Annotated in this window: 22 protein-coding genes; 3 read left to right on the top strand and 19 right to left on the bottom strand. The window is 70.6% G+C overall.

The features are described from left to right. Nucleotides 1-2: 2 nt before the first annotated feature. The 3 genes from ribD to VM306_RS10985 are packed head-to-tail and all read right to left on the bottom strand — an operon-like array spanning nucleotide 3 to nucleotide 2,193. Nucleotides 3-986: a bifunctional diaminohydroxyphosphoribosylaminopyrimidine deaminase/5-amino-6-(5-phosphoribosylamino)uracil reductase RibD gene (gene ribD, locus VM306_RS10975; protein WP_325513778.1), complete on the bottom strand. Its 984-nt coding sequence runs from the start codon at nucleotides 984-986 to the stop codon at nucleotides 3-5. 14 nt (nucleotides 987-1,000) lie between these two features. Further along, entirely contained in the window at nucleotides 1,001-1,666 is a 666-nt protein-coding gene (rpe, locus tag VM306_RS10980; protein ID WP_325513780.1) for a ribulose-phosphate 3-epimerase, read from the bottom strand. 26 nt (nucleotides 1,667-1,692) lie between these two features. Next, entirely contained in the window at nucleotides 1,693-2,193 is a 501-nt protein-coding gene (locus tag VM306_RS10985) for a flavoprotein (RefSeq protein WP_325513729.1), read from the bottom strand. An 87-nt stretch (nucleotides 2,194-2,280) separates the two neighbouring features. On the opposite strand from VM306_RS10985, the gene VM306_RS10990 reads away from it, so the two are divergent. After that, entirely contained in the window at nucleotides 2,281-3,276 is a 996-nt protein-coding gene (locus VM306_RS10990; RefSeq protein WP_325513733.1) for a hypothetical protein, read from the top strand. A 474-nt stretch (nucleotides 3,277-3,750) separates the two neighbouring features. Here the strand turns inward: VM306_RS10990 and VM306_RS10995 are convergent, their stop codons facing one another. The 4 genes from VM306_RS10995 to VM306_RS11010 form a co-directional block, all read right to left on the bottom strand. Further along, nucleotides 3,751-5,187 (bottom strand): RsmB/NOP family class I SAM-dependent RNA methyltransferase, encoded by a 1,437-nt coding sequence (locus VM306_RS10995; RefSeq protein WP_325513737.1) that lies wholly within the window; start codon nucleotides 5,185-5,187, stop codon nucleotides 3,751-3,753. A 223-nt stretch (nucleotides 5,188-5,410) separates the two neighbouring features. Further along, nucleotides 5,411-6,337: a methionyl-tRNA formyltransferase gene (gene fmt / locus VM306_RS11000; RefSeq protein ID WP_325513741.1), complete on the bottom strand. Its 927-nt coding sequence runs from the start codon at nucleotides 6,335-6,337 to the stop codon at nucleotides 5,411-5,413. Between the two features lie 2 nt (nucleotides 6,338-6,339). Next, complete coding sequence (gene def, locus VM306_RS11005; protein WP_325513744.1) at nucleotides 6,340-6,888, bottom strand: peptide deformylase; 549 nt, start codon at nucleotides 6,886-6,888, stop codon at nucleotides 6,340-6,342. A gap of 47 nt (nucleotides 6,889-6,935) precedes the next feature. After that, entirely contained in the window at nucleotides 6,936-7,085 is a 150-nt protein-coding gene (locus tag VM306_RS11010) for a hypothetical protein (RefSeq protein WP_325513747.1), read from the bottom strand. 218 nt (nucleotides 7,086-7,303) lie between these two features. On the opposite strand from VM306_RS11010, the gene VM306_RS11015 reads away from it, so the two are divergent. Continuing rightward, nucleotides 7,304-7,795 (top strand): DinB family protein, encoded by a 492-nt coding sequence (locus VM306_RS11015; RefSeq protein WP_325513749.1) that lies wholly within the window; start codon nucleotides 7,304-7,306, stop codon nucleotides 7,793-7,795. Between the two features lie 155 nt (nucleotides 7,796-7,950). On the opposite strand, the gene ggt is transcribed toward VM306_RS11015, so the two are convergent. After that, nucleotides 7,951-9,720, bottom strand: a complete 1,770-nt coding sequence (gene ggt / locus VM306_RS11020) for a gamma-glutamyltransferase (RefSeq protein WP_325513751.1) — start codon at nucleotides 9,718-9,720, stop codon at nucleotides 7,951-7,953. A gap of 65 nt (nucleotides 9,721-9,785) precedes the next feature. Here ggt and VM306_RS11025 point away from each other — a divergent pair, with 65 nt between their 5' ends. Next, nucleotides 9,786-10,253, top strand: coding sequence for a hypothetical protein (locus VM306_RS11025; protein ID WP_325513754.1), 468 nt, complete (start codon nucleotides 9,786-9,788; stop codon nucleotides 10,251-10,253). Nucleotides 10,254-10,262: 9 nt separating this feature from the next. Here the strand turns inward: VM306_RS11025 and VM306_RS11030 are convergent, their stop codons facing one another. The 11 genes from VM306_RS11030 to VM306_RS11080 all read right to left on the bottom strand — a co-directional run. Then, nucleotides 10,263-13,043, bottom strand: a complete 2,781-nt coding sequence (locus VM306_RS11030; RefSeq protein WP_325513756.1) for a hypothetical protein — start codon at nucleotides 13,041-13,043, stop codon at nucleotides 10,263-10,265. Between the two features lie 30 nt (nucleotides 13,044-13,073). Then, on the bottom strand, nucleotides 13,074-14,279 hold the full coding sequence (locus VM306_RS11035) for a hypothetical protein (protein WP_325513758.1): 1,206 nt from the start codon (nucleotides 14,277-14,279) through the stop codon (nucleotides 13,074-13,076). Nucleotides 14,280-14,288: 9 nt separating this feature from the next. Continuing rightward, nucleotides 14,289-16,235: a phosphocholine-specific phospholipase C gene (locus VM306_RS11040; RefSeq protein ID WP_325513760.1), complete on the bottom strand. Its 1,947-nt coding sequence runs from the start codon at nucleotides 16,233-16,235 to the stop codon at nucleotides 14,289-14,291. A 658-nt stretch (nucleotides 16,236-16,893) separates the two neighbouring features. Continuing rightward, nucleotides 16,894-18,096 carry a methionine adenosyltransferase gene (gene metK / locus VM306_RS11045; protein WP_325513762.1) on the bottom strand — a complete coding sequence of 401 codons (1,203 nt, stop codon included), beginning with the start codon at nucleotides 18,094-18,096 and terminating at the stop codon, nucleotides 16,894-16,896. A gap of 37 nt (nucleotides 18,097-18,133) precedes the next feature. Next, a complete protein-coding gene (gene coaBC, locus VM306_RS11050; protein ID WP_325513764.1) occupies nucleotides 18,134-19,387 on the bottom strand; it encodes a bifunctional phosphopantothenoylcysteine decarboxylase/phosphopantothenate--cysteine ligase CoaBC in 1,254 nt (417 codons plus the stop codon). Nucleotides 19,388-19,590: 203 nt separating this feature from the next. After that, nucleotides 19,591-19,869, bottom strand: a complete 279-nt coding sequence (gene rpoZ, locus VM306_RS11055) for a DNA-directed RNA polymerase subunit omega (protein WP_325513766.1) — start codon at nucleotides 19,867-19,869, stop codon at nucleotides 19,591-19,593. A gap of 3 nt (nucleotides 19,870-19,872) precedes the next feature. Next, entirely contained in the window at nucleotides 19,873-20,469 is a 597-nt protein-coding gene (gene gmk / locus VM306_RS11060; protein ID WP_325513768.1) for a guanylate kinase, read from the bottom strand. Continuing rightward, complete coding sequence (mihF, locus tag VM306_RS11065) at nucleotides 20,466-20,783, bottom strand: integration host factor, actinobacterial type (RefSeq protein ID WP_030471603.1); 318 nt, start codon at nucleotides 20,781-20,783, stop codon at nucleotides 20,466-20,468. Before mihF ends, gmk begins: the two co-directional genes overlap by 4 nt. 295 nt (nucleotides 20,784-21,078) lie before the next feature. Then, the gene (gene pyrF / locus VM306_RS11070; protein ID WP_325513770.1) at nucleotides 21,079-21,891 is read right to left on the bottom strand and encodes an orotidine-5'-phosphate decarboxylase; all 813 of its coding nucleotides are present in this window, start codon (nucleotides 21,889-21,891) and stop codon (nucleotides 21,079-21,081) included. Beyond that, on the bottom strand, nucleotides 21,888-25,190 hold the full coding sequence (carB, locus tag VM306_RS11075; RefSeq protein WP_325513772.1) for a carbamoyl-phosphate synthase large subunit: 3,303 nt from the start codon (nucleotides 25,188-25,190) through the stop codon (nucleotides 21,888-21,890). Before carB ends, pyrF begins: the two co-directional genes overlap by 4 nt. Nucleotide 25,191: 1 nt before the next feature. Next, nucleotides 25,192-25,419 (bottom strand): hypothetical protein (locus VM306_RS11080; RefSeq protein WP_325513774.1); only part of this gene is annotated, 228 nt, incomplete at its 5' end.

Below are 25,419 nucleotides of genomic sequence, written 5' to 3' on the forward strand. Positions count from 1 at the left end.
TCCTAAGTTCGCGGGACCGCGCTGATCCGCACGTCCGGCCCGCTCATGGTGACGTCTTCGACGGTCAACCGGACAGCGTCCGTGATGGTTGACACGCCTGCTCCCAGCACCGCCGCGGGACCGTCCCCGAGCAGTGCGGGCGCTATGTAGGCGAGCACGCGGTCCACCCTGCCCGCGCTGATGAACGCGCCGGCCAGCGTGGGTCCGCCTTCCAGCAGCACGTCGACCACCCCTTGCGCGGCGAGCGCGTCCAGGACCTCGTCCGGGACGTGCGTGCGCAGGTGCAGCGCCGTGTGCTGGAGCTTGGCCCCGCGTGGCAGGTCGCTCATGCCCACGACCACCGGCAACGGCTGACGGGCCAGCGGAATTCCGCCGGCGTCCCTGGCCGTGAGAGCGGGGTCGTCCTTCCGGACCGTGCCGCTGCCCACGACGATGGCGTCCAGCTTCGCGCGCATGTCGTGCACCTCCTTGCGGGAGGTCTCCGAGCTGATCCACCGGCTGGTGCCGTCCTGCGCCGCGATCCGTCCGTCGAGCGACGCCGCGTACTTCCACGTGACGTGTGGACGTCCCGTGCGCGCGTAGTGCAGCCACGCCCGGAGGGGTCCTCGGCTGACTTCCTGTTCTAGCAGGCCGCTCTCGACCGTGATACCGGAATGGCGGAGAACCTCGGCACCACCGGCCGCTCGCGGGTTCGGGTCGCTGACGGCGTGGACAACGTGCTTGATGCCCGCTTCCAGGAGCGCTTCGGTGCACGGCGGCGTGCGGCCGTAGTGCGCACACGGCTCGAGGGTGACCACGGCCGTGCCGCCCTGTGCTTTCGTGCCGGCTTCTTTGAGGGCCATGACCTCGGCGTGCGGGCCACCGACCGGCTGGGTGGCGCCGAAGCCGACCGCTTCGCCGCTTTCGTCCAGGACGACGCAACCGACCGGCGGGTTGGGGCTCGTGGTGCCCCGCACCCGCTCGCTCTCCGCGATGGCGAGGGCCATCGCGTCCTCGGGTGTCACGGGGTACCGGCCGCCTGGGCGCGGGCCGCCTGGGCGCGCAGTGCCTCGACGGCCTTGCCCGGGTCGGCGGCGTCGTACACGGCGGAGCCCGCGACGAAGCAGTCCACACCGGCCTGTGCGGCCTGCTCGATCGTGTCGGCGTTGATGCCGCCGTCGATCTCCACGAGCAGCTTGAGGTGCCCGGTGTCGACGAGGTGGCGGGCCTGGCGGACCTTGTCCAGCACCTCGGCCATGAAGCTCTGGCCGCCGAAGCCGGGCTCGACCGACATGACGAGCAGCGTGTCGTAGTGCTTGAGGACCTCGACGTACGGCTCCAGCGGGGTGCCCGGCTTGATGCTCAGGCCCGCCCTGCTGCCCGCGGCCTTCAGGTTCCTGGCCAGGCCTACGGGGTCGTTGGCCGCCTCGACGTGCACGGTCACGTTGTGCGCGCCCGCCTCCGCGTACCCGACGGCCCAGCGGTCCGGGTCCTCGATCATGAGGTGGCAGTCGACCGGGATGTCGGTGACCTTCAGCAACGACTTCACCACGGGCAGGCCGAGAGTCAGGTTCGGCACGAAGTGGTTGTCCATGACGTCGACGTGGATCCAGTCCGAGGTGGGCACCGCGGCGAGCTCGTCGGCGAGGCGCGCGAAGTCGGCGGACAGGATGCTGGGGGCGATCATCGGCGTGTGGACCACGAGGGTGAAGTCTAGGTGTCCAGCAGGTCGAGCAGCCTGCCGGGAGCCACGTCGGCGGCCACGACGACACCCGCATTGGTGAGCGTCGTGACGTGCGTCTCCCACATCGGGTGACGGCGCTGGTCGGCGTTGGCCTGGGGCATGACGACGACCTTGCAGCCCTCGACGCCGATGGCCTCGTTCAGGGCGGTCAGCGCCTGGTTGTCGCTGATGCCGAGCGCCAGCTTGGCCGTGGAGTTGGCGCTGGCGGGGGCGAACACGAACGCGTCGGGCGTCGGGTACGGCTTGGGCCGGCTCGGCAGCCGCGGCTTCCAGCGGATCGCGAGGTCGGTGAGCGCCTGGAGCTCGTCGAGCTCTCCTGCTTCCTCGAACCACGGCACCACGGTGGGCGTCAGCGTGATGGCGAGCCGCCAGCCCCGTCGTACCGCCGGCTCGGCGAGCTCGGTGCGGAACCACGACTCCACACCGCCGCAACCGGAAGCGACCAATCCGAGCAATCCACGCGTAGTCACCGCTGCGATGTTAGGCGGTCTGAATTGTCAGACCCCGTCGATAACGTCCCCACCGCGGGTGTTCATCCGCGCACTGAGGGGAGCAAGATGCACAACCGAAGCCGGTGGCTCACCGCCACCGCGATCACGGCCGCCCTGGTGGCGGCCACCGCCTCACCCGCTGTGGCCGAGCCGCCGCAGCGCACCGTGGCGCTGGCGCTGGCGTCGTTCTCGGACATCGTGGTCGACCCGACGCTCGGTCACGTGTTCGTGAGCAGCAAGATCGACAACGCCGTGGCCGTCACGGACCTGTCCGGCAACGCGGTCACCAAGCTGTCGAACCTGCCCGGCGCCACGGGTCTGGCGCTGAGCCCGGACGGCGGCACGGTCTACGTCGCCCTGTCCCAGTTCGGCGCGATCGCCGCCCTGGACACGCTGACGCTGACCGAGCGGACGCGGTACCCGGTCGGCGAGGTGTGCCCGTCCGACCTGGCGATCACCGACAACCGCCTGTACTTCAGCTACGGCTGCGACACCTGGGGCGGCGGCATCGGCCGCGTGGCGCTCGACGGCACGGACGCCCGCACGGGCCTCGTGTCCGGCCACTACAGCCCGCAGCAGCTCGCGACGACCCCCGCCAGGCCCGGTCTGCTGGCGGCCGGCCAGCCGAGCCTGTCCCCGTCCGGACTGGTGGTGCTGCGCGAGGAGGGCGACGGCCTCGCCGTGCAGGCCTCGCGCGACGCGGGCAGCAACCTGGCCGACGTCGAGTTCTCGAAGGACGGCAGCCAGGTCCACGTGGCAGGCGGCGCGCCGTACCAGATCCAGTCGTACACGAGCGACACCCTCGCCGTGCGCGGCAGCTACAACACCGGCCCCTACCCGGTGGCGGTGTCGACGAGCGCCGACTCGGGCGCGCTCGCCGCGGGCATCAACGACGACACGTCCGTGCGCATCTACCCGTCGGGTTCGCTCGACGAGTCCCGCTCGTACGAGGTGCCGGACCTGCACCTGGCCAGCCTGGCCTGGGGTCCCGGCGGCCGCTGGGTGTACGCGGTGGGCAACCGCTTCGGCCGACCGGCTCAGCTGCACGTGCTGAGCTCCTGATGTGAGCGGCCGGGCGAGGCCTCGTGCGGGCTCGCCCGGCCCTCGTGCCGTCGACTCGTCCACACCGGACGCTCAGCCCGGACCGCACTGTCCCAGCCGCTCCTGCCGTGATGAGCCGCACCGCCTCCGGTCGTTTCCGCGTCGCTCACCCGACCGCGCTCACCCGACCGCGCTCACCCGGACCGCGCTGCCCAGCCAGACCGCGTCCCCGCCGTCTTCGTCGCACCCCGGCCGGATCGGTCGCCTCCTGCGCGTCCGACCGGCCACGCTGTGGCCGAAGCCGCTGGCCACACCCGGCCGCCCACAACGCCCTCGTTCCGCGCGGCGCCTCTTCGTGGCACGCCCCACCGGTTCTCGATCCCCACAGGCGAGCGCCGTCACCCGAACCGGTGAACCTCGATCCCGTTGCGCCCCAGTACAGACCGATGGGGCCCGACACTGTCGGACCCCATCGCTAACGTCTTTCCCGAGCGCTCAAACAGGACGTCGCAGCACCGCGCAGAACATCGCGTCGGTTCCGTGCAGGTGCGGCCAGAGCTGCACGTGCGGCCCGTCCCCGAGGTCCGGAACTCCGGGGAAGAGCTCGCGCGTGTCCAGCACCTCGGCCCCGGTCTTCCCGACGACGTCCGTCACGATCCCGACGGTCTCCGAGAGATGAGGTGAGCACACGACATAACCCACGACGCCGCCAGGACGCACCAGTCGCAACGCCTCGGTGAGCAGCTCCCGCTGCAGCTTCGTGAGCGTGGCGACGTCGGTGGGCTGGCGCCTCCACCGCGCCTCCGGGCGCCTGCGCAGTGCACCGAGACCGGTGCAGGGCGCGTCGACCAGAACCCGGTCGAACGCTCCTTCCAGGAAGTCGGTCTCGCGGCCATCGGCCTCGTGCACGGTCACCGGCAGGCCTGAGGTGATCTTGCGCACGAGCTCGGCGCGGTGGGGTGCCTTCTCGACGGCGATCAGCTCGCCGCCCTCGAGGCCCACCAGTGCGGCCAGCAGGGCGGCCTTCCCACCAGGACCGGCGCAGAGGTCCAGCCAGCGGTCGTCGGTGCCTTCCAGAGGCGCGCGCGCGAGGGCCAAGGCGCACAGCTGGCTGCCCTCGTCCTGCACGTGGGCGAGGCGTTCCCGGACGGGCTCGAGATCGCCCGGGTCGCCCGCCCCGGCTTCCAGGTGCACGCCGTAGGGCGAGTAAGGCGCCACGTCGCCGCCTGTGATGGCGGCGAGCTCGGCGGCGCTCACCTCGCCAGGCCGTGCCACCAGGTGCACGGCCGGACGGGTGTCGTCGGCGTTCAGGGCCTGCTTCAACGGCTCGTCGCGGCTGCCCAGAGCCTCCGCGAACGCTTGCGCGATCCAGCGCGGGTGCGCGTGGGTGAAGGCGAGGTTGCCGATGGGGTCGGTGTCCGGGTCGGGTGCGAGCTCGTCGACCCACGCCGCCTCGTCCTGCTCCGCGACCCGGCGCAGGATGGCGTTGACGAAGCCCGCGATGCCGGATCCGACCTCGGCCCGCACGAGGTCGACGGTCGAGGCGACCGCCGCGTGCGACGGAATTCGCGTGCGCAGCAGCTGGTAGGTGCCGAGCCGCAGCGCGTCGAGTGCCGAGCCGTCCACTTCGGACAGCGGGCGGTCCGAGCACGCCTCGATGACGGCGTCGAGCAAACCCTGCGCCCGCGACGCGCCGTAGGCGAGTTCGGTGGCGAGGGCCGCGTCACGGCCGGTGATGCGACGCTCGCGAAGCAGCTTCGGCAACACGAGGTTCGCGTACGCGTCGCGCTGCCGCACGGCCCGCAACGTCTCCAGCGCGGCAAGACGCGCCGGGTCCTCCACGGGCGGCCGGGTGGGTCCAGTGCGCCGGCGCGGCGGGTGCGGCCTGCTCGGCCGCGACGGCTTGGAGGCGCCCCGCGAGTAGTTGGTCATGCGCTGTACTCCACTACTTCGAGCTCCCCTGCCACGGCACGGACAACGCGCGCCAAGTTCGTGTCGGCCGAAGACCGGCCGACCGTCGTACCACCGCTGTGTGCCGCCGCCAACCAGGCGGGCGTCACATCGCGGCCACGCGCCCGGCTGGCGCGCGTCGGAACCGTTCCTGTCTGCTTCCGGGCAGGTGCGGCGATGCCGCACGCCTGCGTGGCGGAACGCCTCATACGACGCGCTCCCCCGCCTCGACCCGCACGCCGCGGGCCCAGTCGGTGGCGGCCATCCGCTTCTTGCCCTGCGCCTGGACCTCACCGAGCGCCACGGCGGTGGTCGCCGTGCCCACCAGCACGCGCTTGCGTTCGACGAGCACCTCGCCCGCGGGCAGCGTCACGTCGTCCACGGGTGTGACGGGGCCGAGCTTCAGGCGCTCGCCGCGGAACTCCGCCCACGCGCCGGGCTCGGGCGTCACGGCGCGCGCCAGGCGGTCCACCGCGACGGCGGGCGTGGTGAAGTCGAGGCGCGCGTCGTCGACGCTGATCTTGGCGGCGTAGGTGACGCCGTCGGAGGGCTGCTCGACGGCGCGCAGCGTGCCGTCCTCGATGCCATCCACAGTGGACAGCAGGAGATCCGCGCCCGAGATCGAGAGGCGGGTGAGGAGGTCGCCGGAGGTGTCGCGGTCGCGCACCTTCTCGGTCACGACGCCGAACACCGGGCCGGCGTCGAGCTCCTTCACGATCCGGAACGTCGACGCGCCCGTGATGTCGTCGCCGTTGCGCACGGCGGCCTGCACCGGCGCGGCGCCGCGCCACGCGGGCAGGACGGAGAAGTGGAGGTTGACCCAGCCGTGCTTCGGCACGTCCAAGGTCCGCTGCGGCAGCAGGTTGCCGTAGGCGACGACCGGGCAGAGGTCGGGTTCCAGCGCGCGCAGGCGGTCCAGGAACTCGGGGTCGCCCGCCTTCGCGGGCGTCAGCACCTCGATGCCGTGCTCGTCGGCGAGCGCGGCCACCGGGGAGCGCTCGAGCTTGCGGCCCCGGCCGGAGGGGGCGTCGGGGCGGGTGACCACGGCGACGACGTCGTGGCGCGGGGAGTCGATGAAGGCGCGCAGCGAGGGAAGTGCGGCCTCGGGCGTACCGGCGAACACGAGTCGCATGGTCAGCTGGACCTGCCGAAGAGTGGGTGGGGGCTCTGCTTCAAGGCGGGAACCGTACCGTCGAACCAGTCGGCGCGCCGGATTTCTTTCATGGCCTGCTTGCGCGTCTCGGCGTCGAGGCGGTCGAGGAAAAGCACCCCGTCGAGGTGGTCGGTCTCGTGCTGGATGCAGCGCGCCAGGGTCTCGGTGCCCTCGACCTCGATCGGCTCGCCGTGCATGTTCCAGCCCTTGGCCACGACGTGCAGGTGGCGCTTGCAGTCCCACGACATGCCGGGGATGGACAGGCAGCCCTCGGAGCCGTCCTGCATCTCGTCGCCGACCACCTCCCAGGTGGGGTTGACGAGGTGTCCCGCGAAGCCGTCGCAGTGGTAGGTGAACACGCGCAGTCCCACGCCGAGCTGCGGCGCGGCGAGTCCCGCTCCGGCCGCGTCCTGCATCGAGTCCCACAGGTCCTTGACCAGGGTGCGCAGTTCCTTGTCGAAGTCGACGACCTCGACAGCGGGGGTGCGCAGCACGGGGTCGCCGAACAGGCGGATGGGTTGGACGGTCACGCAGTGCTCCTCGTGGTGGACTGGAGTCCAGTCTACGAGGAGCGCGGTCAGTGCTCGGACGCGCTGCCGAGGAAGATCACGCCCACCAGCGCCACGGCGAAGTGGCCGATGAACCGCAGGGCCGTCAGCACGGGGCGCAGCAGCGCGTGGAAGTCGAGGTGGGCTGCCGGGGCGTGGGAGACAGTGGTCGTCGTCATGGTCTCAACTGTGCCGTTCGCGCAGGTCAACGCACATCGGCTGGCGGTATCGACCTGTGGTCGGTCTGAGGTGGGAAGATCGGGTGCGACACTCGGCCGGAAGGTGGACACCTCCAGGTCGTGAGGCTGATGCGACCGCAACGCCGATAAAGAGATCGTCTACGAGGGCGGCATCGGCTAGTCATGGGTCCATGACGTGGACCGCACCGCACGTAGACGTGATCGATGAACCCGTCCTGGGCGCGGAACGCCCGATGCTGGAGGCGTGGCTCGACCGCCATCGAGCCACGTTCCTGCACAACTGCGCGGGCCTCACCGGCGACCAACTCGCCGCGGCCTCCGTCCAGCCGTCGACCCTGACGCTGCTCGGCCTGATCCGCCACCTGGCCGATGTCGAGCGCATGTGGTTCCGGGTCCGCCTGGCCGGCCAGGACGTCAAGACCCGCTACCGCACACCGGGCAACCTGGACGGCGCCTTCGAGGATTTGGACCCCGCACGGGCCGAGACGGAGTACGCCGAGCTCGTCGCCGAGATGGCCGAGGCCCGCGCCGCGGCGGCCACTCGCGAGCTCGACGACACCTTCGTGCACGAACGGGTCGGCGAGATGTCGGTGCGGTGGCTCTACATCCACCTGATCGAGGAGTACGCGCAGCACAACGGTCACGCCGACCTCATCCGCGAACGCATCGACGGACGCACGAACAAATAGCGCCCAACACACACACGGACCAGGCCGGGTTCCCCCAGTTTCAATTCTAGTCGGAGGGTCTGACATGCGAGGGAACCGGCGGACGAGTCGGTCCACAAAGGACGGCTGGAGCGCGGAAGCCCGCACTCCAGCCGGTCAAGCGGAAAGGGACGAGCTCAGCCCACCTTCACCACGCGGGCCGCGCCTCCCCCGCGCCGGGTCGGTTCGGCCACCGCGCGCCAGCGGCCGTCCGAGGCCCGTTCGACGGCCGTGGCGGCGCCGATCTCGGCGTTCTGGCTGAACTTGTGGCCGATGGCCTGCAGGCCCGCCGTGGTCGTGGCGGCGAGGAACTCGGCCTCGGCCGGGGTGGTGGCGGCGTTGCGCTGGGAGGCGCGCGGGGCCGCCACGGCGTCCAGCAGGGACAGTTTGCGGTCCAGGCGTCCGGTCAGGATCTGGGTGACCGTGGTGAGGATGGTGGAGCCGCCCGGTGAGCCGACGGCCAGGACGACCTTGCCGTGGTCGAGGACGATGGTCGGCGCCATCGACGACCGCGGGCGCTTGCCAGGACCGGGCAGGTTCGGGTGCGGGACGCCGGGGGTCGGGGCGACGAACTCGAAGTCGGTGAGCTCGTTGTTCAGCAGGAAGCCGCGGCCCGGCACGACGATGCCGCTGCCGCCCTCGGCCTCGATGGTCAGGGTGTAGGCGACGACGTTGCCCCAGCGGTCGGCGACCGTGAGGTGCGTGGTGCGTTCGGCGTCCTCGCGCAGCGCCGAGATGCCCGCGGTGGCCTGGCACGCCTGCGGGTCGCGCGGGTCGGCGGCGGGCTGCGGGGCGGGCAGCACGGCGTCGGGCTTGATCAGGCACGCGCGGCTGTCGGCGAACTTCTGCGAGAGCAGGCCCTCGGTCGGCACGCGGGAGAAGGCCGGGTCGCCGACCCAGCGCAGGCGGTCGGCGAACGCGAGCTTCGTCGACTCGATGAAGCGGTGCAGGTACTCGACGTCGGAGACCTTGGAGAGGTCGGTCGACTCGAGGATGTTGAGCGCCTCGCCGACGGTCGTGCCGCCGGACGACGGCGCGGCCATGCCGTAGACGTCGAGGCCGCGGTAGCTCGTGCGCGTCGGGTCGCGGCGTTCGACCTGGTAGCGGGTCAGGTCGGAGAGCTTCATGTCGCCGGCGCGGACGTTCCGGGTGGAGCCGGGCACGACCGGCGGCTTCCGCACGGCGTTCACCAGATCACGGCCGACCGCGCCGCCGTAGAGGGACGCGAGCTCGGTGCGGGCCAGCTCGCGGTAGGTGTCGGCGAGCTGCGGGTTGCGGAACGTGCTGCCGACGGCGGGCGGCTGGCCGCCCGGCAGGTAGAGGTCGCGGGTGGAGGTGAAGTCGGCGAACCGGGCGGCGTTGTTCGTGATCTGCGTGTTGAACGTCTTGTCGACGACGAACCCGCGCCGTGCCAACGCCTCCGCGGGCGCCATGGCCTCGCGCAGGTTCAGCGTGCCCCACTTGCGCAGCGCGAGCTGCCACGTCCTGGGGGTGCCGGGGACGCCGACGGACAGGCCGCTCGTCATCGCCTCGGCGAACGGCAGGGGCGTGCCGTTCTCGACGAAGAGCTGGTCGGTGGCGGAACGCGGGGCGGTCTCACGGCCGTCCAAAGTGGACACGCGACCGGTGCGGGCGTCGTAGTGGACGAAGAACCCGCCGCCGCCGATGCCCGCGGAGAAGGGGTCGGTGACGCCGAGAGCGGCGGCCGTGGCGACGGCGGCGTCGACGGCGTTGCCGCCGCGGCGGAGCACGTCGATGCCGATCTGGGACGCGTCGGGGTCGACACTGGAGACCGCGCCGCCCCACCCGACCTGCTCAGGGACGCGCGGTGGCGGTTCCGCCGCTCCTGCCTGGGCAGGAACGACCAGTACGACGGAGAGCGTCAGTGCGGCAACCGTTCGCAACATGCGGAAACTTCTACTCCGTTGCGACCGGATGGCAACACCCCTTGAGGAAGACATAAGGTGCGGGCGTGTCGATTGATCTTGACCGGTTGCGAACGGATTTCGCGAACACCCCGCTGGACGAGGCGGACCGCGAGGAGGCGCTGCACCTCCTGCTGCGCGAACGGCGTGAGGGCGACGCCGACCTGCTGCGCCACCTGCTCGCCGCCGAGACGGCCGCCCACCGCGAGGGCTGGGGCCTGAGCGAGGCGATGGGCCTCGCGGCGCTGCTGCTCGCCGAGTGCGGCCGCGAGGAGGACGTCTGGACGCTCTGGGAGGCCAAGAACGCCTCCTTCGACACGATGGCGGGCCTCGACGGCTTCCTGCTGTTCCCTGCGGGCATCGCGGGCACGACGGCGCACGTGATCGCGACCGAGGAGCACCCCGACCGCGCCGAGCTGATGGCCTACATGTCCGAGTACCTCGGGTACGAGAAGCTCACCGACGAGGACATCCGCGAGCACATCGCGGGCCTGCGCTCCCACTACGAGAGCTGAGGCCCGCGGTCAGAGGACCTCGAGCGGGTCGAGCTTGATGCGCACCAGGTCCTGTTCCTTGCGCGCCGTCCGCACCGACTGCGCCTCGGCGAGCACGGCCGCCAGCTGACGTCCCTCGCTGCGCGCGACCCGCACCAGCGCCCGTTCCTTCGACTCGTCCTCGCCCAGCGGCACCGGCCCGAGGATCTCGCCGGTGGGCGGCAGGTGCAGCTCGTCGAGCAGGGCGTTGACAGCGTCCGGCGTGCCGTCGACCGTCGCCATCCGCACCGCGGGCGGGAACCCCAGCTCGGTGCGCGCGGCGAGCTCCGTGGCGGCGTGCCACACCGGGTCCCACCGCACGAGGGCCTGCACGGGCGTGAGGCTTGAGTCCGCGATGACGACCACACGCCCGTTGCCCGGCCGCACGAGGCCCGCCGCCGTCATCCACCGCCGGAGCGTCTCCTCGGACGCCCTGAGGTCGGCCCGCCCCAGCAACGCCCAGCCGTCGAGCAGCAGCACCGCGCCGTACCCGCCCTCGGCCACGGGTTCGGCCCCCGGCGTCGCCACCACCAGCGCGGGCTTGCCGGGCACCCTGGTCAGCACCTCGTCCGCGCCGCTGGTCCGCACGGGATACCCGGGAAAAGCCCTCCCGAGCTCCTCCGCGGTGCGCCGGGCCCCGATGACCTGCCCGCGCAGCCTGCGCGAACCGCACGCGGGACACCGGAACGCCGCCTCCGTCGCCGCGCACCACCGGCAGTACGCGGGCTTCGGCACCCCGTCCTCGGTGCCACCGGGCAACGCCAACGGCCCCGCACACCGGCGGCACCGCGCAGGCCCGCGACACTGCCCGCAGGCGAGCGCCGGCACGTACCCGCGCCGCGGAACCTGGATCAGCACCGGCGAGTCGGTGAGGGCGAAGCGAGCGGCGTCGAAGGCGATGGACGGCAACCGGGCCGTGCGGGCAGCCGGGTCCTTGACGTCCTGCCACTCGTTGTCGCCCACCGACACCACCCGCGGCGCGACGGCCCTGAGCGTCTCGCGCGACGCCACGATCTCGTGCGCCCAGCCCGTCTCGACGAGCAGCTGGGCCTCGGCAGTGCGGGCGAACCCGGCGATCAGCAACGCGGCCCCGCTCATGTGCGCGCGCTGCACCAGCACGTCGCGCACGTTCGGGTAAGGCGAACGCTGCTCGACGTGCAGGTCGTCGCCGTCGTCCCACACGATCAGCAGTCCGGGATCCACTACCGGCGCGAACGCCGTCGCCCGCGTACCCACCACGACCCGTGCCACGCCACGGCGCACGGACAGCCAACGCTTGTAGCGCTCCGACGGCCCGAGGTCGGCCGACAGCGTCACCACGCCTTCGATCAGCCTGCTGCACGCCTCGGTCACGCGAGCCGAGTCGCGGTGGTCCGGCACGACTATGACCACGCCACGCCCGGTCGAGGCGACGGCGGCCGCCGCTTCCGCGAGGCGGGCGGGCCAGTCCTCGGAGGGCAGGGCCTGCCAGACAGCGTGGGCGGGGCGGCCTTCGCGCAGTGCTTCGAGGTACTTGGGGCCGCGGGGGTAGCGGGACCAGGCGTCGGCGGGGACGGCGGGCAGCGGGGACCGGGCGGGGAGGTCGGCCGGCTGCTCGGAGGCCGGGGCGGCTGGTGAGGACTCCGCGGGTGGGGCGGCGGACTCGGGGCGGGGGGTGGGCGACGCAGGGTCGGCTGGGTCCACGGGGGTGGCCGAGTCGGCAGGGGTGGCGGCGACGGGATCGGTGTCGGCGGCGGCAGCGTCGGGGGCTGCAGCGGCGGCAGCGGCGGGGGCGGCGGCGGGGTCGGCGGCGGCAGCGGCGGGGGCGGCGGCGTCAGGGGCGGCAGAGTTCGCGGGACCGTCTGGGGAAGCGAGGCCGGTCGGGACGGAGACAGCTGCGGCGCCGGCGAGGGCGGCGGGATTCGCGAGGCCGACCGAGCCTGCAGGGGCAGCCGAGCCAGTGGGATCGGCGGCGTCGGCGGGGGCAGCGAAGGCACCGTGGGCGGCAAGGTCAGCGGAGACGGCGCGGTCAGCAGCAGCGGGGTGAGCAGCGGCTGCAGAGTCAGCGTCGGCGGGATCGGCCGCGTCGGCGAGGACAGCTGAGGCGGCAGGGTCGGCGGAGTCAGCGAAGGCAGCGGCGGCACCGGAGTCAGCGGCGGCAGGGTCAGCGAGGGCAGCGGCGGCACCGGCGGCGGTGGTCGCGGGATCGGCCGGCTCTGCGCCGCTTGCCGCGCCCGCGAGGGCGGCAGGACTGACGAGGCGGGCCGGGACGGCGGGAGGTGCGGCGTCCTCTGACGGAGCGAGCGCCGCGTCCGACGGGCCCGGCGAGGCGGGCTCGGCGGAGACCGGCGGCGACTCCACCCACGCGGGCACCTGCGGCAGCGGTGCGGGTTCGCCTGACGGGGCGGCCTCGGCTCGGGCGTGGCGGGGTGGGATGGCCAGGCGCAGTACGTCGATCATGCCGCCCGCGTACCTGTCCGCGATCGCGCGGGCCAGTGCGGCGATCTCCGGCGCCAGCACCGGTTCCGGCGACACGACCTTCTCGATGTAGGCGAGCTTCTTGCCGTACTCGGAGCTCTCGGCGCGTTCCAGGAGGTAGCCGTCGACCAGCTGGCCCGCGAACCGGACGCGGACCCGGCAGCCGGCGACGGCGGCATCGTCCAGTTCGGACGGGACCAGGTAGTCGAAGGGCCTGTCGAGGTGGGCCAGGGGCACGTCCACCACGATCCGGGCGACCGGCAGCGACGCCGCGGGAACCCGCTCCCCCTTCCTTGCTCCGGTCTTCGCGCTCATGCCCCCTGGTGTATCAGACACCCCCGACAGTCACGCGTTGCGCCTCACCAAACCGGTGAAGCCCGCCACGAACAGGGTCGCGAACGCCCAGGCCAGCAGCTGCAGCAGCCACGTCGACGCCAGCACGGCCTGGCCGGTGAGCGAGGCGCCGTCGACCGTGCAGCGGGCCGCGTCCACCTTGACCAGCGGTGTCGCCACGTTCAGCGCGTAGCCGACCTGCTCGACGACCGAGCAGCGGACGGCGCCGGAGGACAGCACCACCGTCACCGACACCACCAGCACCCCGGCCAGCCACACCAGGGCGAGGCCGGGGCGGTAGCCGTGGCCGACGGTCACGCCGCGGACCAGGTGCCAGGCACGGCCCCACCGCGACAGCCTGCCACGGCGGCGCAGGTCGCGTTGCTGGGCGACCCTGATCCGCCGCACGTCGCGTTCGTGGCCCGCCGCCTGGTGCGCGGCGGCCAGCTGGGCCCACGGTGCCGCCGAGTAGCGGAGTGTGCGCGTCGGCAGGAACGCCAGCCATTCGTCCACTGTGGCGTCTCGCGGTAAGCCTTCGTAGGTCAGGCCTTCGAGCTGCGCCTTGCCTTCGACGCTGCCGAACGGCATGAACAGTTCCTTGCCCACGCGCACGTGTCGCATGTCGAGCGCCACGCCGGGCGAGCTGAACCGGCCTCCCCTCAGGACGAGCTGCCCGTCCACGCGCGTCCCGCGCAGGCGCACGGACGCGTGCCTGCCGCCGCCGGAGACCTCGCACCCCTGGGACAGGAAGATGCCGTCGCCGACCCTCAGGTCCACCAGGAACAACCCCGCCTCGAAGCGCGCACCGGCGCACATCAGCACCGCGGCGATCTGCGACCCGCTCAGCGTCACGGAACCCGACGCGTGGAAACCCTCGTCCAGGTAGACGCTGCCACCGATGCGCATGTGCAGCGCGTCGACCGACTCGTCGGCGGACAGCCGCGCACCGCTCAGCCGGAGGTGGTGGTCGACGGCCAGGCCGCGCGCCCGCAGCGACGGCGCCACGAGCCCGCTCAGGTCCAGGACGGTGAACTGGGCGCGGTCCAGGACCACCGGCTGCTCGGCCGTGCAGTCCCTGAGCACGAGCGGACGCTTGGCCACGACGTCGGACAGGTCGAGCTGACCGGTGATCGTCGCACCGACGAGTCGCAGTCCTCCAGGGTCCAACGATTCGTGATCGATCATCCGCCGCCGGATCTCATCCCCCGTGATCTCCACGGGCACACGCTAGCCGGAGATCGACTCCTGGCCGTTCTCGATGTGGCCGCACAGCCGGCGGCGGAACCGGGGTTCCTCCTCCGTCGTCACGGTGAGGTCGTACCAGCCGGAGTTCAGGGCGGTCAGCCACGGGATGACGTGCCGGTGTCCCGGACGCACCACGTACTTGCGCCGTCCCAGCACGAACGTCAGCCGTGTCGTTCCGGTGTTCTCGAACGTCAACGTCAGCACACGGCTGTATCCGCGCAACGACGACGACACGCGTGCACGGTCAGACGAGGTGCCGACGAACTCACGACGAAAACCGTTGGGCCCCAGCAACACGAGGTCATGGTCGCCCACGACCTCAAGGGATTCCTCCGAAGCAACGTCGAAGTGCTGAGGCACGTCGAACTGTCCCGAGTACGGGTACAACGCGAAGTGCACGGACGACGCACCGGAGTTCGACATCTCCAGCCGAGAGCCGCGCAACGACGCATCGGGTTGATACGGCAGTGCGCGCGCACGGCGGCGTCCGGGTTCCTGCTCCGGCATCTTCTGCGACGACGGAGGCGCGGGACGCCAGCGCGGCGTGGCGGGAGGCACCGCGGCGGGCTCGCCGACCTCGGGCCACGTCCGGCGGCGGCCGAAGTCGAACGCCGAGGTCAGGTCACCCGCGACGGTTCGGCGCCACGCGGAGATCTCCTCCGACCGCACGCCGGTCCACTTCTCCAGGAACTGCGTCATCGACGTGTGGTCGAACACCTGCGAACACACATAACCGCCGACGGACCACGGCGAGACGACGGTCATCGGCACGCGCGCACCCAACCCCAACGGCCGGTCGCCCACGTACTCGTCGGTGAACGACAACGGCGGGCGCGGCGGCGGCATATGGTCGTAGAAGCCGTCGTTCTCGTCGTAGGTGATGAACAGGACCGTGGACTCCCACACGTCCTGGTTGGACGCCAGCGCGTCGAGCACCTGGTAGGTGATCGACGCGGACGCGGCGGGCGACGACGCGCCGGGGTGTTCGGAGTCCACGGAAGACGGCACCAGGTACGACACGGCGGGAAGACGTCCGCCCTCCACGTCCTCCCGGAACGCCTTGCCCAGACCACCTGGGCTCACGCGGCGCAGTCCCCTGTCGTACAACGACTTCTCCGCGGCGGAAAGACCGGACAGGTCGAGAGAGCCGATCAACGCCGGGTCGCCGGTCCCGTAGAGCTTGTCGAGCGACCTGAACCCGGCGGGCAGCACCTTGCGCGCGATCTCCTTGAACCGCGCGAAGAACTCCAGGTTGTTGTCCTGGAAGTTGTCCCACTCCTGGTAGACGCGCCACGACTTCCCCGCCGCCTCGAGGCGTTCGGGATAGGTCTTCCACGTGTACCCGGTGTGGTTGTCCTCGTCGTAGGCCGCGTTGCCGGTCGCACGGCCGCCGGACGGCTCGAACCCGGTGTACCCGGACACCCAGTAGTTGCGGTTCGGCGCGGTCGAGGACGGCACCGAGCAGTGGTAGGCGTCGCACAGCGTGAAGGTGTCCGCCAGCTCGTGGTGGAACGGGATGTCCTGGCGCGTGTAGAACGCCATGGTCGCCGCGGTCTTCGCGGGCACCCAGTTGTCGTTCCACCCGCCGCGCAACGCCGAGTGCCCGCCGTTCCAGCTGTGGTCGAGGTCGCCGATGTACTGGATGTCCCGTCCAGATGCCGCCTCACGCACCGGGAACGGCAGCACGCCCGACTGGTTGAACACCCCTGGCAACGCATTCCGGTCCGAGAACCCGCGTACACCACGGAGCGTTCCGTAGTAGTGGTCCATCGAACGGTTCTCCTGCATCAACAGCACGACGTGCTTTATCGCGCGCAACCCTCCCGCGCGAGGCTCACGGGCCAACGCGGCATATACCGACGGCGGCAGCAAAGTGCCCGCACCAGCAGCAGCGACCGCAGCCATGAACCCACGACGAGAGAGCGACATGAACCGAGTTTCTAGTCTCACGACGTGTCGCGGAACCGACCCTGGTATGAACAAAGGCCCCGGATGACCAGGACCTTGTTCACACTCACACTCAGGCGGCGCGGCGAGGGCGGCCGCCGCCGCGCCGTTGTTCAGCGTGGACAGCACACCGTTCGCGACCGTCGGAGACGTCTCGCCGCGCGGAGCGCAGATCTCGTGCACGCGGAGTCCGTTCGACCCGTGCGTTCAGTGAATTCTCACGGCCTATGTATCAAGTGCGGCCGCGAGAACTCCGCTCGTGCGTGGGCCAACTGAATGTCCGCCTGCTCGGACCCCTCGAAGTCACCGGGCCAGGCGGCGTGCTGCGCCTCGCCGATACGCGCCAGCGCTCCCTCCTGGCGCTGCTGGCGTTGCGCACGCCCTCGGTGTCCCGCAACGCGTCTGATCGACGCGTTGCGGGGCACCGAGTCCGGTGCAGCCCAACGCTGTCCGATGAAGCGCCTCGCAAGGGCCGCGAAGTCAAGCCCCAATCGCGATCGACGCGAAGCAGCGATGAACCCCACCGCGTCGAAACTGCCCACTCAACCACGCTGGAACGCGACCAGTCGCGGCCAAGGCGACCCTGAAACGCAAAACGGCCCGCTCCCCCAACGGAGAAGCGGGCCACAAACAAGAAGCATCAAGCCCCAGCAGCGTTGCGCAGATCCTCAGCCCGATCCGTGGACTCCCAGGGCAGATCCACATCGGTACGGCCGAAGTGCCCATAAGCAGCGGTCGGCGCGTAAATCGGCCGCAGCAGGTCGAGATCCCGGATGATCGCGGCAGGCCGGAGGTCGAACACCTCGGCGATGGCCTGCTGGATCTTCTGCGGGTCCACGGTCTCGGTGCCGAAGGTCTCGACGAACAGGCCCACCGGCGCGGCCTTGCCGATCGCGTAGGCGACCTGGACCTCGACACGGGTGGCCAGACCGGCCGCGACGGTGTTCTTCGCGACCCACCGCATCGCGTACGCGGCGGAGCGGTCGACCTTCGACGGGTCCTTGCCGGAGAACGCGCCGCCGCCGTGGCGGGCCATGCCGCCGTAGGTGTCGACGATGATCTTGCGGCCGGTCAGACCGGCGTCACCCATCGGGCCGCCGATGACGAAGCGGCCGGTCGGGTTGGTCAGCAACCGGACATCGGTCGTGTCGAGACCCAGCTCGGCGATCTCGGGCGCCACGACGTGCGTGCGCAGGTCGACGCCGAGCAGCTTCTCGAGGTCGATGCCGTCGGCGTGCTGCGTGGAGATGACGACCGTGTCCAGGCGCACGGGCTGGTCGCCCGCGTACTCGATGGTGACCTGGGTCTTGCCGTCCGGGCGCAGGTACGGGACGGTGCCGTCCTTGCGGACCGCGGTCAGGCGGCGGGACAGGCGGTGGGCCAGCGCGATCGGCAGCGGCATGAGCTCGGGCGTGTCGGTGCACGCGTAGCCGAACATCAGGCCCTGGTCGCCGGCGCCCTGCTTGTCGATCTCGTCGGCGGCGCCCTCGACGCGCTCCTCGAACGCCGTGTCGACGCCCTGCGCGATGTCCGGGGACTGCGCGCCGATCGCCACGTTCACGCCGCACGAGTGGCCGTCGAAGCCCTTCGCGGACGAGTCGTAGCCGATCTCCAGGATCTTCTCGCGGACGATCGTCGGGATGTCCGCGTAAGCCTCGGTCGTGACCTCACCCGCGACGTGGACCTGGCCCGTGGTCACCAGCGTCTCCACTGCGACGCGGGAGCGCGGGTCCTTGGCGAGCAACGCGTCCAGGATCGAGTCGCTGATCGCGTCGCAGATCTTGTCCGGGTGTCCCTCGGTCACCGACTCACTCGTGAACAGCCTGCTGCTGTGCTGGCTCACGGACACTCCTTCGTTGCGGGTTCGACTCCGGAAAATACTACTGAGACTCGGGCAAGCGAACGGTAACCGCGTCCCACACCACGGACGCCACTTGTGTTTTCGGTCCGTGCGGGATAAGCGTCTCGGCGCCCTCGGCGGAGAGCAGCCATCCGGCGTTGTCCTCCTGCTCGAACGCCTTGCCGTCGCCGACCGCGTTCACCACGAGGAGGTCGCAGCCCTTGCGCTGGAGCTTGGCTCGGCCGTAGTCGAGCACCGACGTCGTCTCGTCGCCGGTCTCCGCGGCGAACCCGACGATGACCTGACCGCTCCGACGTGCCGAAACGAGCTCCGCGAGGATGTCGGGGTTCTTCGTCAACGAGATCGGGTCGGGGTCGGCCGAGGTCTTCTTGATCTTGTGACCGGCGAGCGAGACGGGGCGGAAATCGGCCACCGCGGCGGCCATCACGACGACGTCGGCGTCCGCCGCGACCTTGTGCATGGCGTCGCGCAGCTCCACCGCGGAGCCGACCCGGACCAGGTCGACACCGGCCGGCGTGGCCAGGTCCGCTGTGTTGCCGGCGACCAAGGTCACGCGGGCGCCTCGTTGCGCCGCCACCCTCGCGAGTGCGTAGCCCTGCTTGCCGGACGAGCGGTTGCCGATGAACCGCACCGGGTCGAGTGGTTCCCGGGTTCCCCCTGCCGAGATCGCGACGTGCACACCCTCGAGTGTCCGCCGCAGTGCCTCGCGCTGGACTAGCAGCAGACTGGACAGCTCCACGATCTCCGCGGGGTCGGGCAGGCGGCCCTTGCCGGTGTCCTTGCCGGTGAGGCGGCCGGACGCCGGTTCCGCGACGACGACACCACGGCTGCGCAGCAGCGCCACGTTGTGCTGGGTGGCCGGGTGCTCCCACATCTCGGTGTGCATCGCGGGCACCAGCAGGACCGGGCAGCGCGCGGTCAGCAGGGTGTTCGTCAGCAGGTCGTCGGCGAGGCCGTGCGCGGCCTTCGCGATGAGATTGGCGGTCGCCGGCGCGACCACCACCAGGTCGGCGTTCTGGCCGAGCTTGACGTGCGGCACCTCGTGCACGTCGTGGAACGGGTCGGTGGACACGACCTGGCCGGACAGCGCCTCGAACGTGGCGGCTCCTACGAACTTGAGCGCGCCCTCGGTCGGGATGACCCGCACGGAGTGACCGGACTCGGTCAGCCTGCGCAGGACCTCGCAGGCCTTGTACGCGGCGATGCCCCCGCCGACACCCAGGATGATCCTGGGCCGAACGGGGGCATCAGCGTCAGATGCAGCGGAAGTCAACAGCTCTCCTGTGAGGAACGACCGGCCAGGGTCACGCCTTCGCGAGGAGGAACCCCCGCTGGGGGTCCGGGGCGAACCCGGAGGTGGAACGACGCGGGGCCTCGGCCCCGACGTGGGGTGTGGGGGCTCGGCCCCCACAGGACACTCGAAGGCGCGGCGGCCTGCGCTTTCCGCAGGCACATCTCACCCGGCGTCTTCGACGGTCATTCGCCCTCAACGTGCTCGAGGAGACCGGCGTGGATCTCCCGGAGAGCGATGGAGAGGGGCTTCTCACGCGGACCCGGCTCGACGAGCGGGCCGACGTACTCGAGCAGGCCCTCGCCGAGCTGCGCGTAGTAGTCGTTGATCTGGCGGGCACGCTTCGCTGCGTAGATCACCAACGCGTACTTCGAGCTCACCTGCTCAAGCAGGTCGTCGATCGGCGGGTTGGTGATGCCCTCCGGGGAACCGGTCAGATGACCGAGCTCGGTGTGGGTGATCACTTGTCAAACTCCTGGGATTCGTGGTCCGACCATCAAGGATAGCAAGTCGGCGGCGGCCGACTGCACGTCGGCGTTCACGACGACCTCGTCGAACTCCTTCTCGGCCGCCAGCTCCTCGCGAGCGATCTCGAGGCGGCGTTCGACGACGTCCGGATGTTCGGTTCCTCTGCCGGTCAGCCGGTCGACCAGGTGCTCCCAGGACGGGGGCATCAGCATGACCAGCTGGGCTTCCGGCATCGCCACGCGGACCTGCCTAGCGCCCTGCAGCTCGATCTCCAGCAGGGCGGGGCGACCGGTGGCCAGAGCTTCTTCGACGGGCCTGCGAGGGGTTCCGTAGCGGTTTCCGGCGAACTCGGCGTGTTCGAGGAACTCGCCGGCGTCCACCATCTGCTGGAACTTCTCGTGGTCGACGAAGTGGTAGTGCACTCCGTCGACCTCGCCCGGCCTCGGCTTCCTGGTGGTCGCCGAGACGGAGAAGTACACATCGGGTTGCTGCCTGCGCAGCTCCGCCAGGACGCTGGACTTGCCAACGCCGGACGGCCCGGACAAGACGGTGAGGCGGGAACGGGCAGAGCCCGTTCCCGCCTCGGTGCCAATCACTCTCCGCTGAACTCGGAGAGCAGGGCCTTGCGCTGACGGTCACCGAGACCGCGCAGGCGACGGCTGGGAGCGATCTCGAGGCGCTCCATGATCTGCTGCGCGCGCACCTTGCCGACGCCCGGCAGGGCCTCGAGCAGCGCGGACACCTTCATCTTGCCCAGGACCTCGTCGCTCTCGGCGGCCTTGAGCACGTCCGTCAGGGTCGTGCCGCCGCGCTTGAGGCGCTCCTTGAGCTCAGCCCGAGCGCGACGAGCGGCAGCAGCCTTCTCCAGCGCTGCGGCTCGCTGCTCCTCGGTAAGCTGGGGAAGAGCCACGATTTCCTCCGTGGTGTGGATTCTTTTCGGATCGGTGCCGCGACCGTACCGACCGCAATTGCCTGAGTACAACGCGACCCAGTCAAGAAATCTTCAGCGGTCATGAGTGATGCGGCGGGTGGTAGTAGTACCAACACCCTCCGGCGGCCTGATCACTGCCTCCGGCAACTCGTCGCCCACGTTACGTGTGCTATGAGGCCGGTGACCAGCGGGGCAGCCGGTGGCGTGGACCCTACCAACACATGTTTGCCCAGGTGAGCGCGCCACACCCCAAAAGTCGTGGCGCGCCCCCGTTCTACAGGCTCCCCTGGACCTTCCGCACGGCGCTGACCAGCGAAGACACGTCAGGACCATGCCGGAGAACATCTCGTGAAGAAGTCGGCAAGACGTTGCGCATGTCGTGTCCGAAGAGCCGTTTTAGATCTGCCACCGAGCCGCCCTGAGCGCCGAAACCGGGCGCCAGAACCGGTCCGTTGAACCCGGAGAGGTCCACATCCGTTTCCCTGATCGTGGCGCCCACGACGAGACCGACATCGCCGCACGGGGAAATGCCGGAATTTCGAACCGCGGCGAAATCGATGATCGTCTGCGCCACGGTTCGCCCGTCCGGAGCAACCGCGCGCTGGACCTCCGCCCCCTCGGGGTTGGAGGTGAGCGCGAGCACGAACACGCCCCGGCCGTTCGCCCGTGCCGTGTCGAGCGCGGGCTGCAGCGACCCGAAGCCGAGGAACGGCGACAGCGTCACGGCGTCACCGGCCAGCGGCGAGCCCTCGCCCAGGTACGCCTCGGCGTAGGCGGCCATGGTCGACCCGATGTCGCCCCGCTTGGCGTCCACCAGCACCAGCGTGCCGGAGTCGCGCAGGTCCGCGACCACCCGCTCCAGCACGGCGACGCCACGTGACCCGTAGGCCTCGAAGAACGCCGCCTGCGGCTTCACCATCGACACCCTGCCGCCGAACGCCTCCACGGCCGTCAGGGCGAACCGTTCGAGGCCCTCCGCGGTCCTGGGGAGGCCCCACGCGTCGAGCAGGCTCGGGTGGGGGTCGATCCCGACGCACAGGGGTCCGTGCGCCTCGACGGCCTTCGTGAGCCTGTCCCCGAACGTCACGCGTCACCTCGCAGGGCGGCCTGGAGCGCCTGCAGCGGCTGCACGCCGATGTCACCGCGGATCATCGCCTCGATGCCGTGCACGGCCGCGGCGGCGCCCTGGATCGTGGTGACGCACGGGATGTCCTTGGCCACAGCGGCGGTGCGGATCTCGTAGCCGTCGATGCGCGGGCCGCTGTTGCCGTACGGCGTGTTGAAGATCATGTCGATCTCACCGGCCAGGATCATGTCGACGACGTTGCCCTCGCCCTCGAAGTGCTTGCGCACCTCGGTGCACGCGATCCCGTTGCGCTTGAGCACCTCCGCGGTGCCGGAGGTCGCGAGGATCTGGAACCCGAGGTCGGCCAGGCGCTTGACCGGGAAGATCATCGCGCGCTTGTCGCGGTTCGCGAACGACACGAACACCTTGCCGGACGTGGGAAGCGAGCCGTACGAGGCGGTCTGGGACTTCGCGAACGCCTTGCCGAACGACGAGTCGATGCCCATGACCTCGCCGGTCGACTTCATCTCCGGGCCCAGCAACGAGTCCACGCCGTGGCCTTCCGGCGTGCGGAAGCGGTGGAACTGCATGACCGCCTCCTTCACCGCGACGGGCGCGTGCTCCGGCAGGCGGGCACCGTCGCCGGTGGCCGGCAGCAGGCCCTCGGCGCGCAGCTCCGCGATCGTGGCGCCGAGCATCACGCGGGAGGCGGCCTTGGCCATCGAGACCGCGGTCGCCTTGGACACGAACGGCACCGTGCGCGACGCACGCGGGTTCGCCTCCAGGACGTACAGCACGTCGTCCTTCAACGCGTACTGGACGTTCAGGAGCCCCTTGACGCCGATGCCCTTGGCGATGGCCTCGGTGGAGCGGCGGACGTTCTCGATGTCGGAGGCGCCCAGCGTGATCGGCGGCAGCGCGCAGGAGGAGTCTCCCGAGTGGACACCGGCTTCCTCGATGTGTTCCATCACACCGCCGATGAACACCTCGTCGCCGTCGCACAGCGCGTCGACGTCGATCTCGATGGCGTCGTCGAGGAACCGGTCGACCAGCACCGGGTGCTCGGGCGTCACCTCGGTCGCGCGGGCGATGTAGCCCGACAGCGACTCCTCGTCGTACACGATCTCCATGCCGCGGCCGCCGAGCACGTAGGACGGCCGCACGAGGACCGGGTAGCCGATCTCGTCGGCGATCTCCTTGGCCTCGCCGAACGACGTGGCGGTGCCGAACTTCGGCGCGGGCAGCCCGGCCTCGGTCAGCACCTTGCCGAACTGGCCGCGGTCCTCGGCGAGGTGGATCGCCTCCGGCGTCGTGCCCACCACGGGCACGCCGGCGTCGGACAGGCGCTTCGCGAGGCCCAGCGGCGTCTGGCCGCCCAGCTGGACGATCACGCCGACGACCTCGCCGGAGCGCTGCTCGGAGTGCACGACCTCCAGCACGTCCTCGAACGTCAGCGGCTCGAAGTACAGGCGGTCGGAGGTGTCGTAGTCCGTCGACACCGTCTCCGGGTTGCAGTTGACCATGACGGTCTCGTACCCGGCCTCCCGCAGCGCCATCGCCGCGTGCACGCACGAGTAGTCGAACTCGATGCCCTGGCCGATGCGGTTCGGGCCGGAGCCGAGGATCAGCACCTTCGGCTTCTCCCGCTGCTCGGCCACCTCCGACTCGGCGTCCGGGTCGAGCTCGTAGGCGGAGTAGTGGTATGGCGTCTCGGACTTGAACTCCGCCGCGCAGGTGTCGACCGTCTTGTAGACGGGACGCACGCCGAGGCGGTGCCGCAGCGTCCGCACGCCGTCCTCACCGGCCAGCTCCGGCCGCAGCGCGGCGATCTGCCGGTCGGACAGGCCCGCCCGCTTCGCCTTGCGCAGCAACGGCTCGTCGAGCACCGGGGCGTCCAGCAGCTCCTGCCGCAGCGTGCCGAGCCAGGCGATCTGCTCGATGAACCACGGGTCGATCCCCGAGGCGTTGTGGACGTCCTCGATGGACGCACCGAGCCGCAGCGCGCGCTCGACCGTGTACAGCCGACCGTCGTGGCCACGTTCCAGCTGCTTGAGGGTGGAGGCCAGCGTGACGCCCTCGGGGTCGGGCTGGGTCCAGAACCCGACCGACTTGGTCTCCAGCGACCGCAGCGCCTTGCCCAGCGCCTCCACGAAGTTGCGGCCGATGGACATGGCCTCGCCGACCGACTTCATCGTCGTCGTCAGCGTCGGGTCCGCGCCGGGGAACTTCTCGAACGCGAACCGCGGCGCCTTCACGACCACGTAGTCGAGCGACGGCTCGAACGACGCCGGGGTCTCGCCCGTGATGTCGTTGGTGATCTCGTCGAGCGTGTAGCCGATGGCGAGCTTCGCGGCGATCTTGGCGATCGGGAAGCCCGTCGCCTTGGACGCCAGCGCCGACGACCGCGACACGCGCGGGTTCATCTCGATGACGACCATGCGGCCGGTCTCGGGCTGGATCGCGAACTGGATGTTGCAGCCACCGGTGTCGACGCCGACCTCGCGGATGACCTGGATGCCGACGTCGCGCATGTGCTGGTACTCGCGGTCGGTCAGCGTCATCGCCGGCGCGACCGTCACCGAGTCACCCGTGTGCACACCCATCGGGTCGATGTTCTCGATCGAGCAGATGACGACGACGTTGTCGTTGCGGTCGCGCATCAGCTCGAGCTCGTACTCCTTCCACCCGAGCACGCTCTCCTCGATGAGCACCTCGGTGACCGGGGACTCCTCCAGGCCGATGGACGCGAGGCGCTCCAGCTCGTCCGGCGTGTACGCCATGCCCGAACCCAGGCCGCCCATGGTGAACGACGGCCGGATGACGACCGGCAGCCCCAGCTCGGCGACGGTCTCGCGGACCTCGTCCATCGTCTTGCACACAGCGGAGCGCGGGACCTCGGCGCCGATCTTGCGCACGATGTCCTTGAACATCTGCCGGTCCTCGCCGCGCTGGATCGCGTCGACGTTCGCGCCGATCAGCTCGACGTCGAACTTCTCCAGCACACCGCGTTCGTGCAGCGCGATGGCCGTGTTCAGCGCGGTCTGGCCGCCCAGGGTCGCGAGGACGGCGTCCGGGCGCTCCTGCGCGATCACCTTCTCCACGAACTCGGCCGTGATCGGCTCGATGTACGTGGCGTCCGCGAACTCCGGGTCCGTCATGATCGTCGCCGGGTTCGAGTTCACCAGGCTGACCCTGATGCCCTCCTCCCGCAGCACCCGGCACGCCTGCGTACCGGAGTAGTCGAACTCGCACGCCTGACCGATGACGATCGGGCCCGAACCGATGAGGAGAATGCGTTTGAGGTCGGTCCGTTTGGGCATCTCAGATCCTACTGTTGTCGTCGTAAATCTTGTCGATGGGCATGTGGTTGTAGATGCGATGTTTCAGGTACATTCCGACGAGAAGCCACAACCATGCCTGGTACGTGGAAAAGTCCTGCGACTTGCGGAACTGACGTACCTTCTTCTTGATGTAATCGTGCACCACCGACGGGTGATAGCTGGGACGACGCACGAAAGCGAAGTCCTTGGCCTTGGGCTCGGCGGGACC

It is taken from the genome of Lentzea sp. (assembly GCF_035525475.1).
In the GTDB taxonomy this organism is placed as follows: Bacteria; Actinomycetota; Actinomycetes; order Mycobacteriales; family Pseudonocardiaceae; genus Lentzea.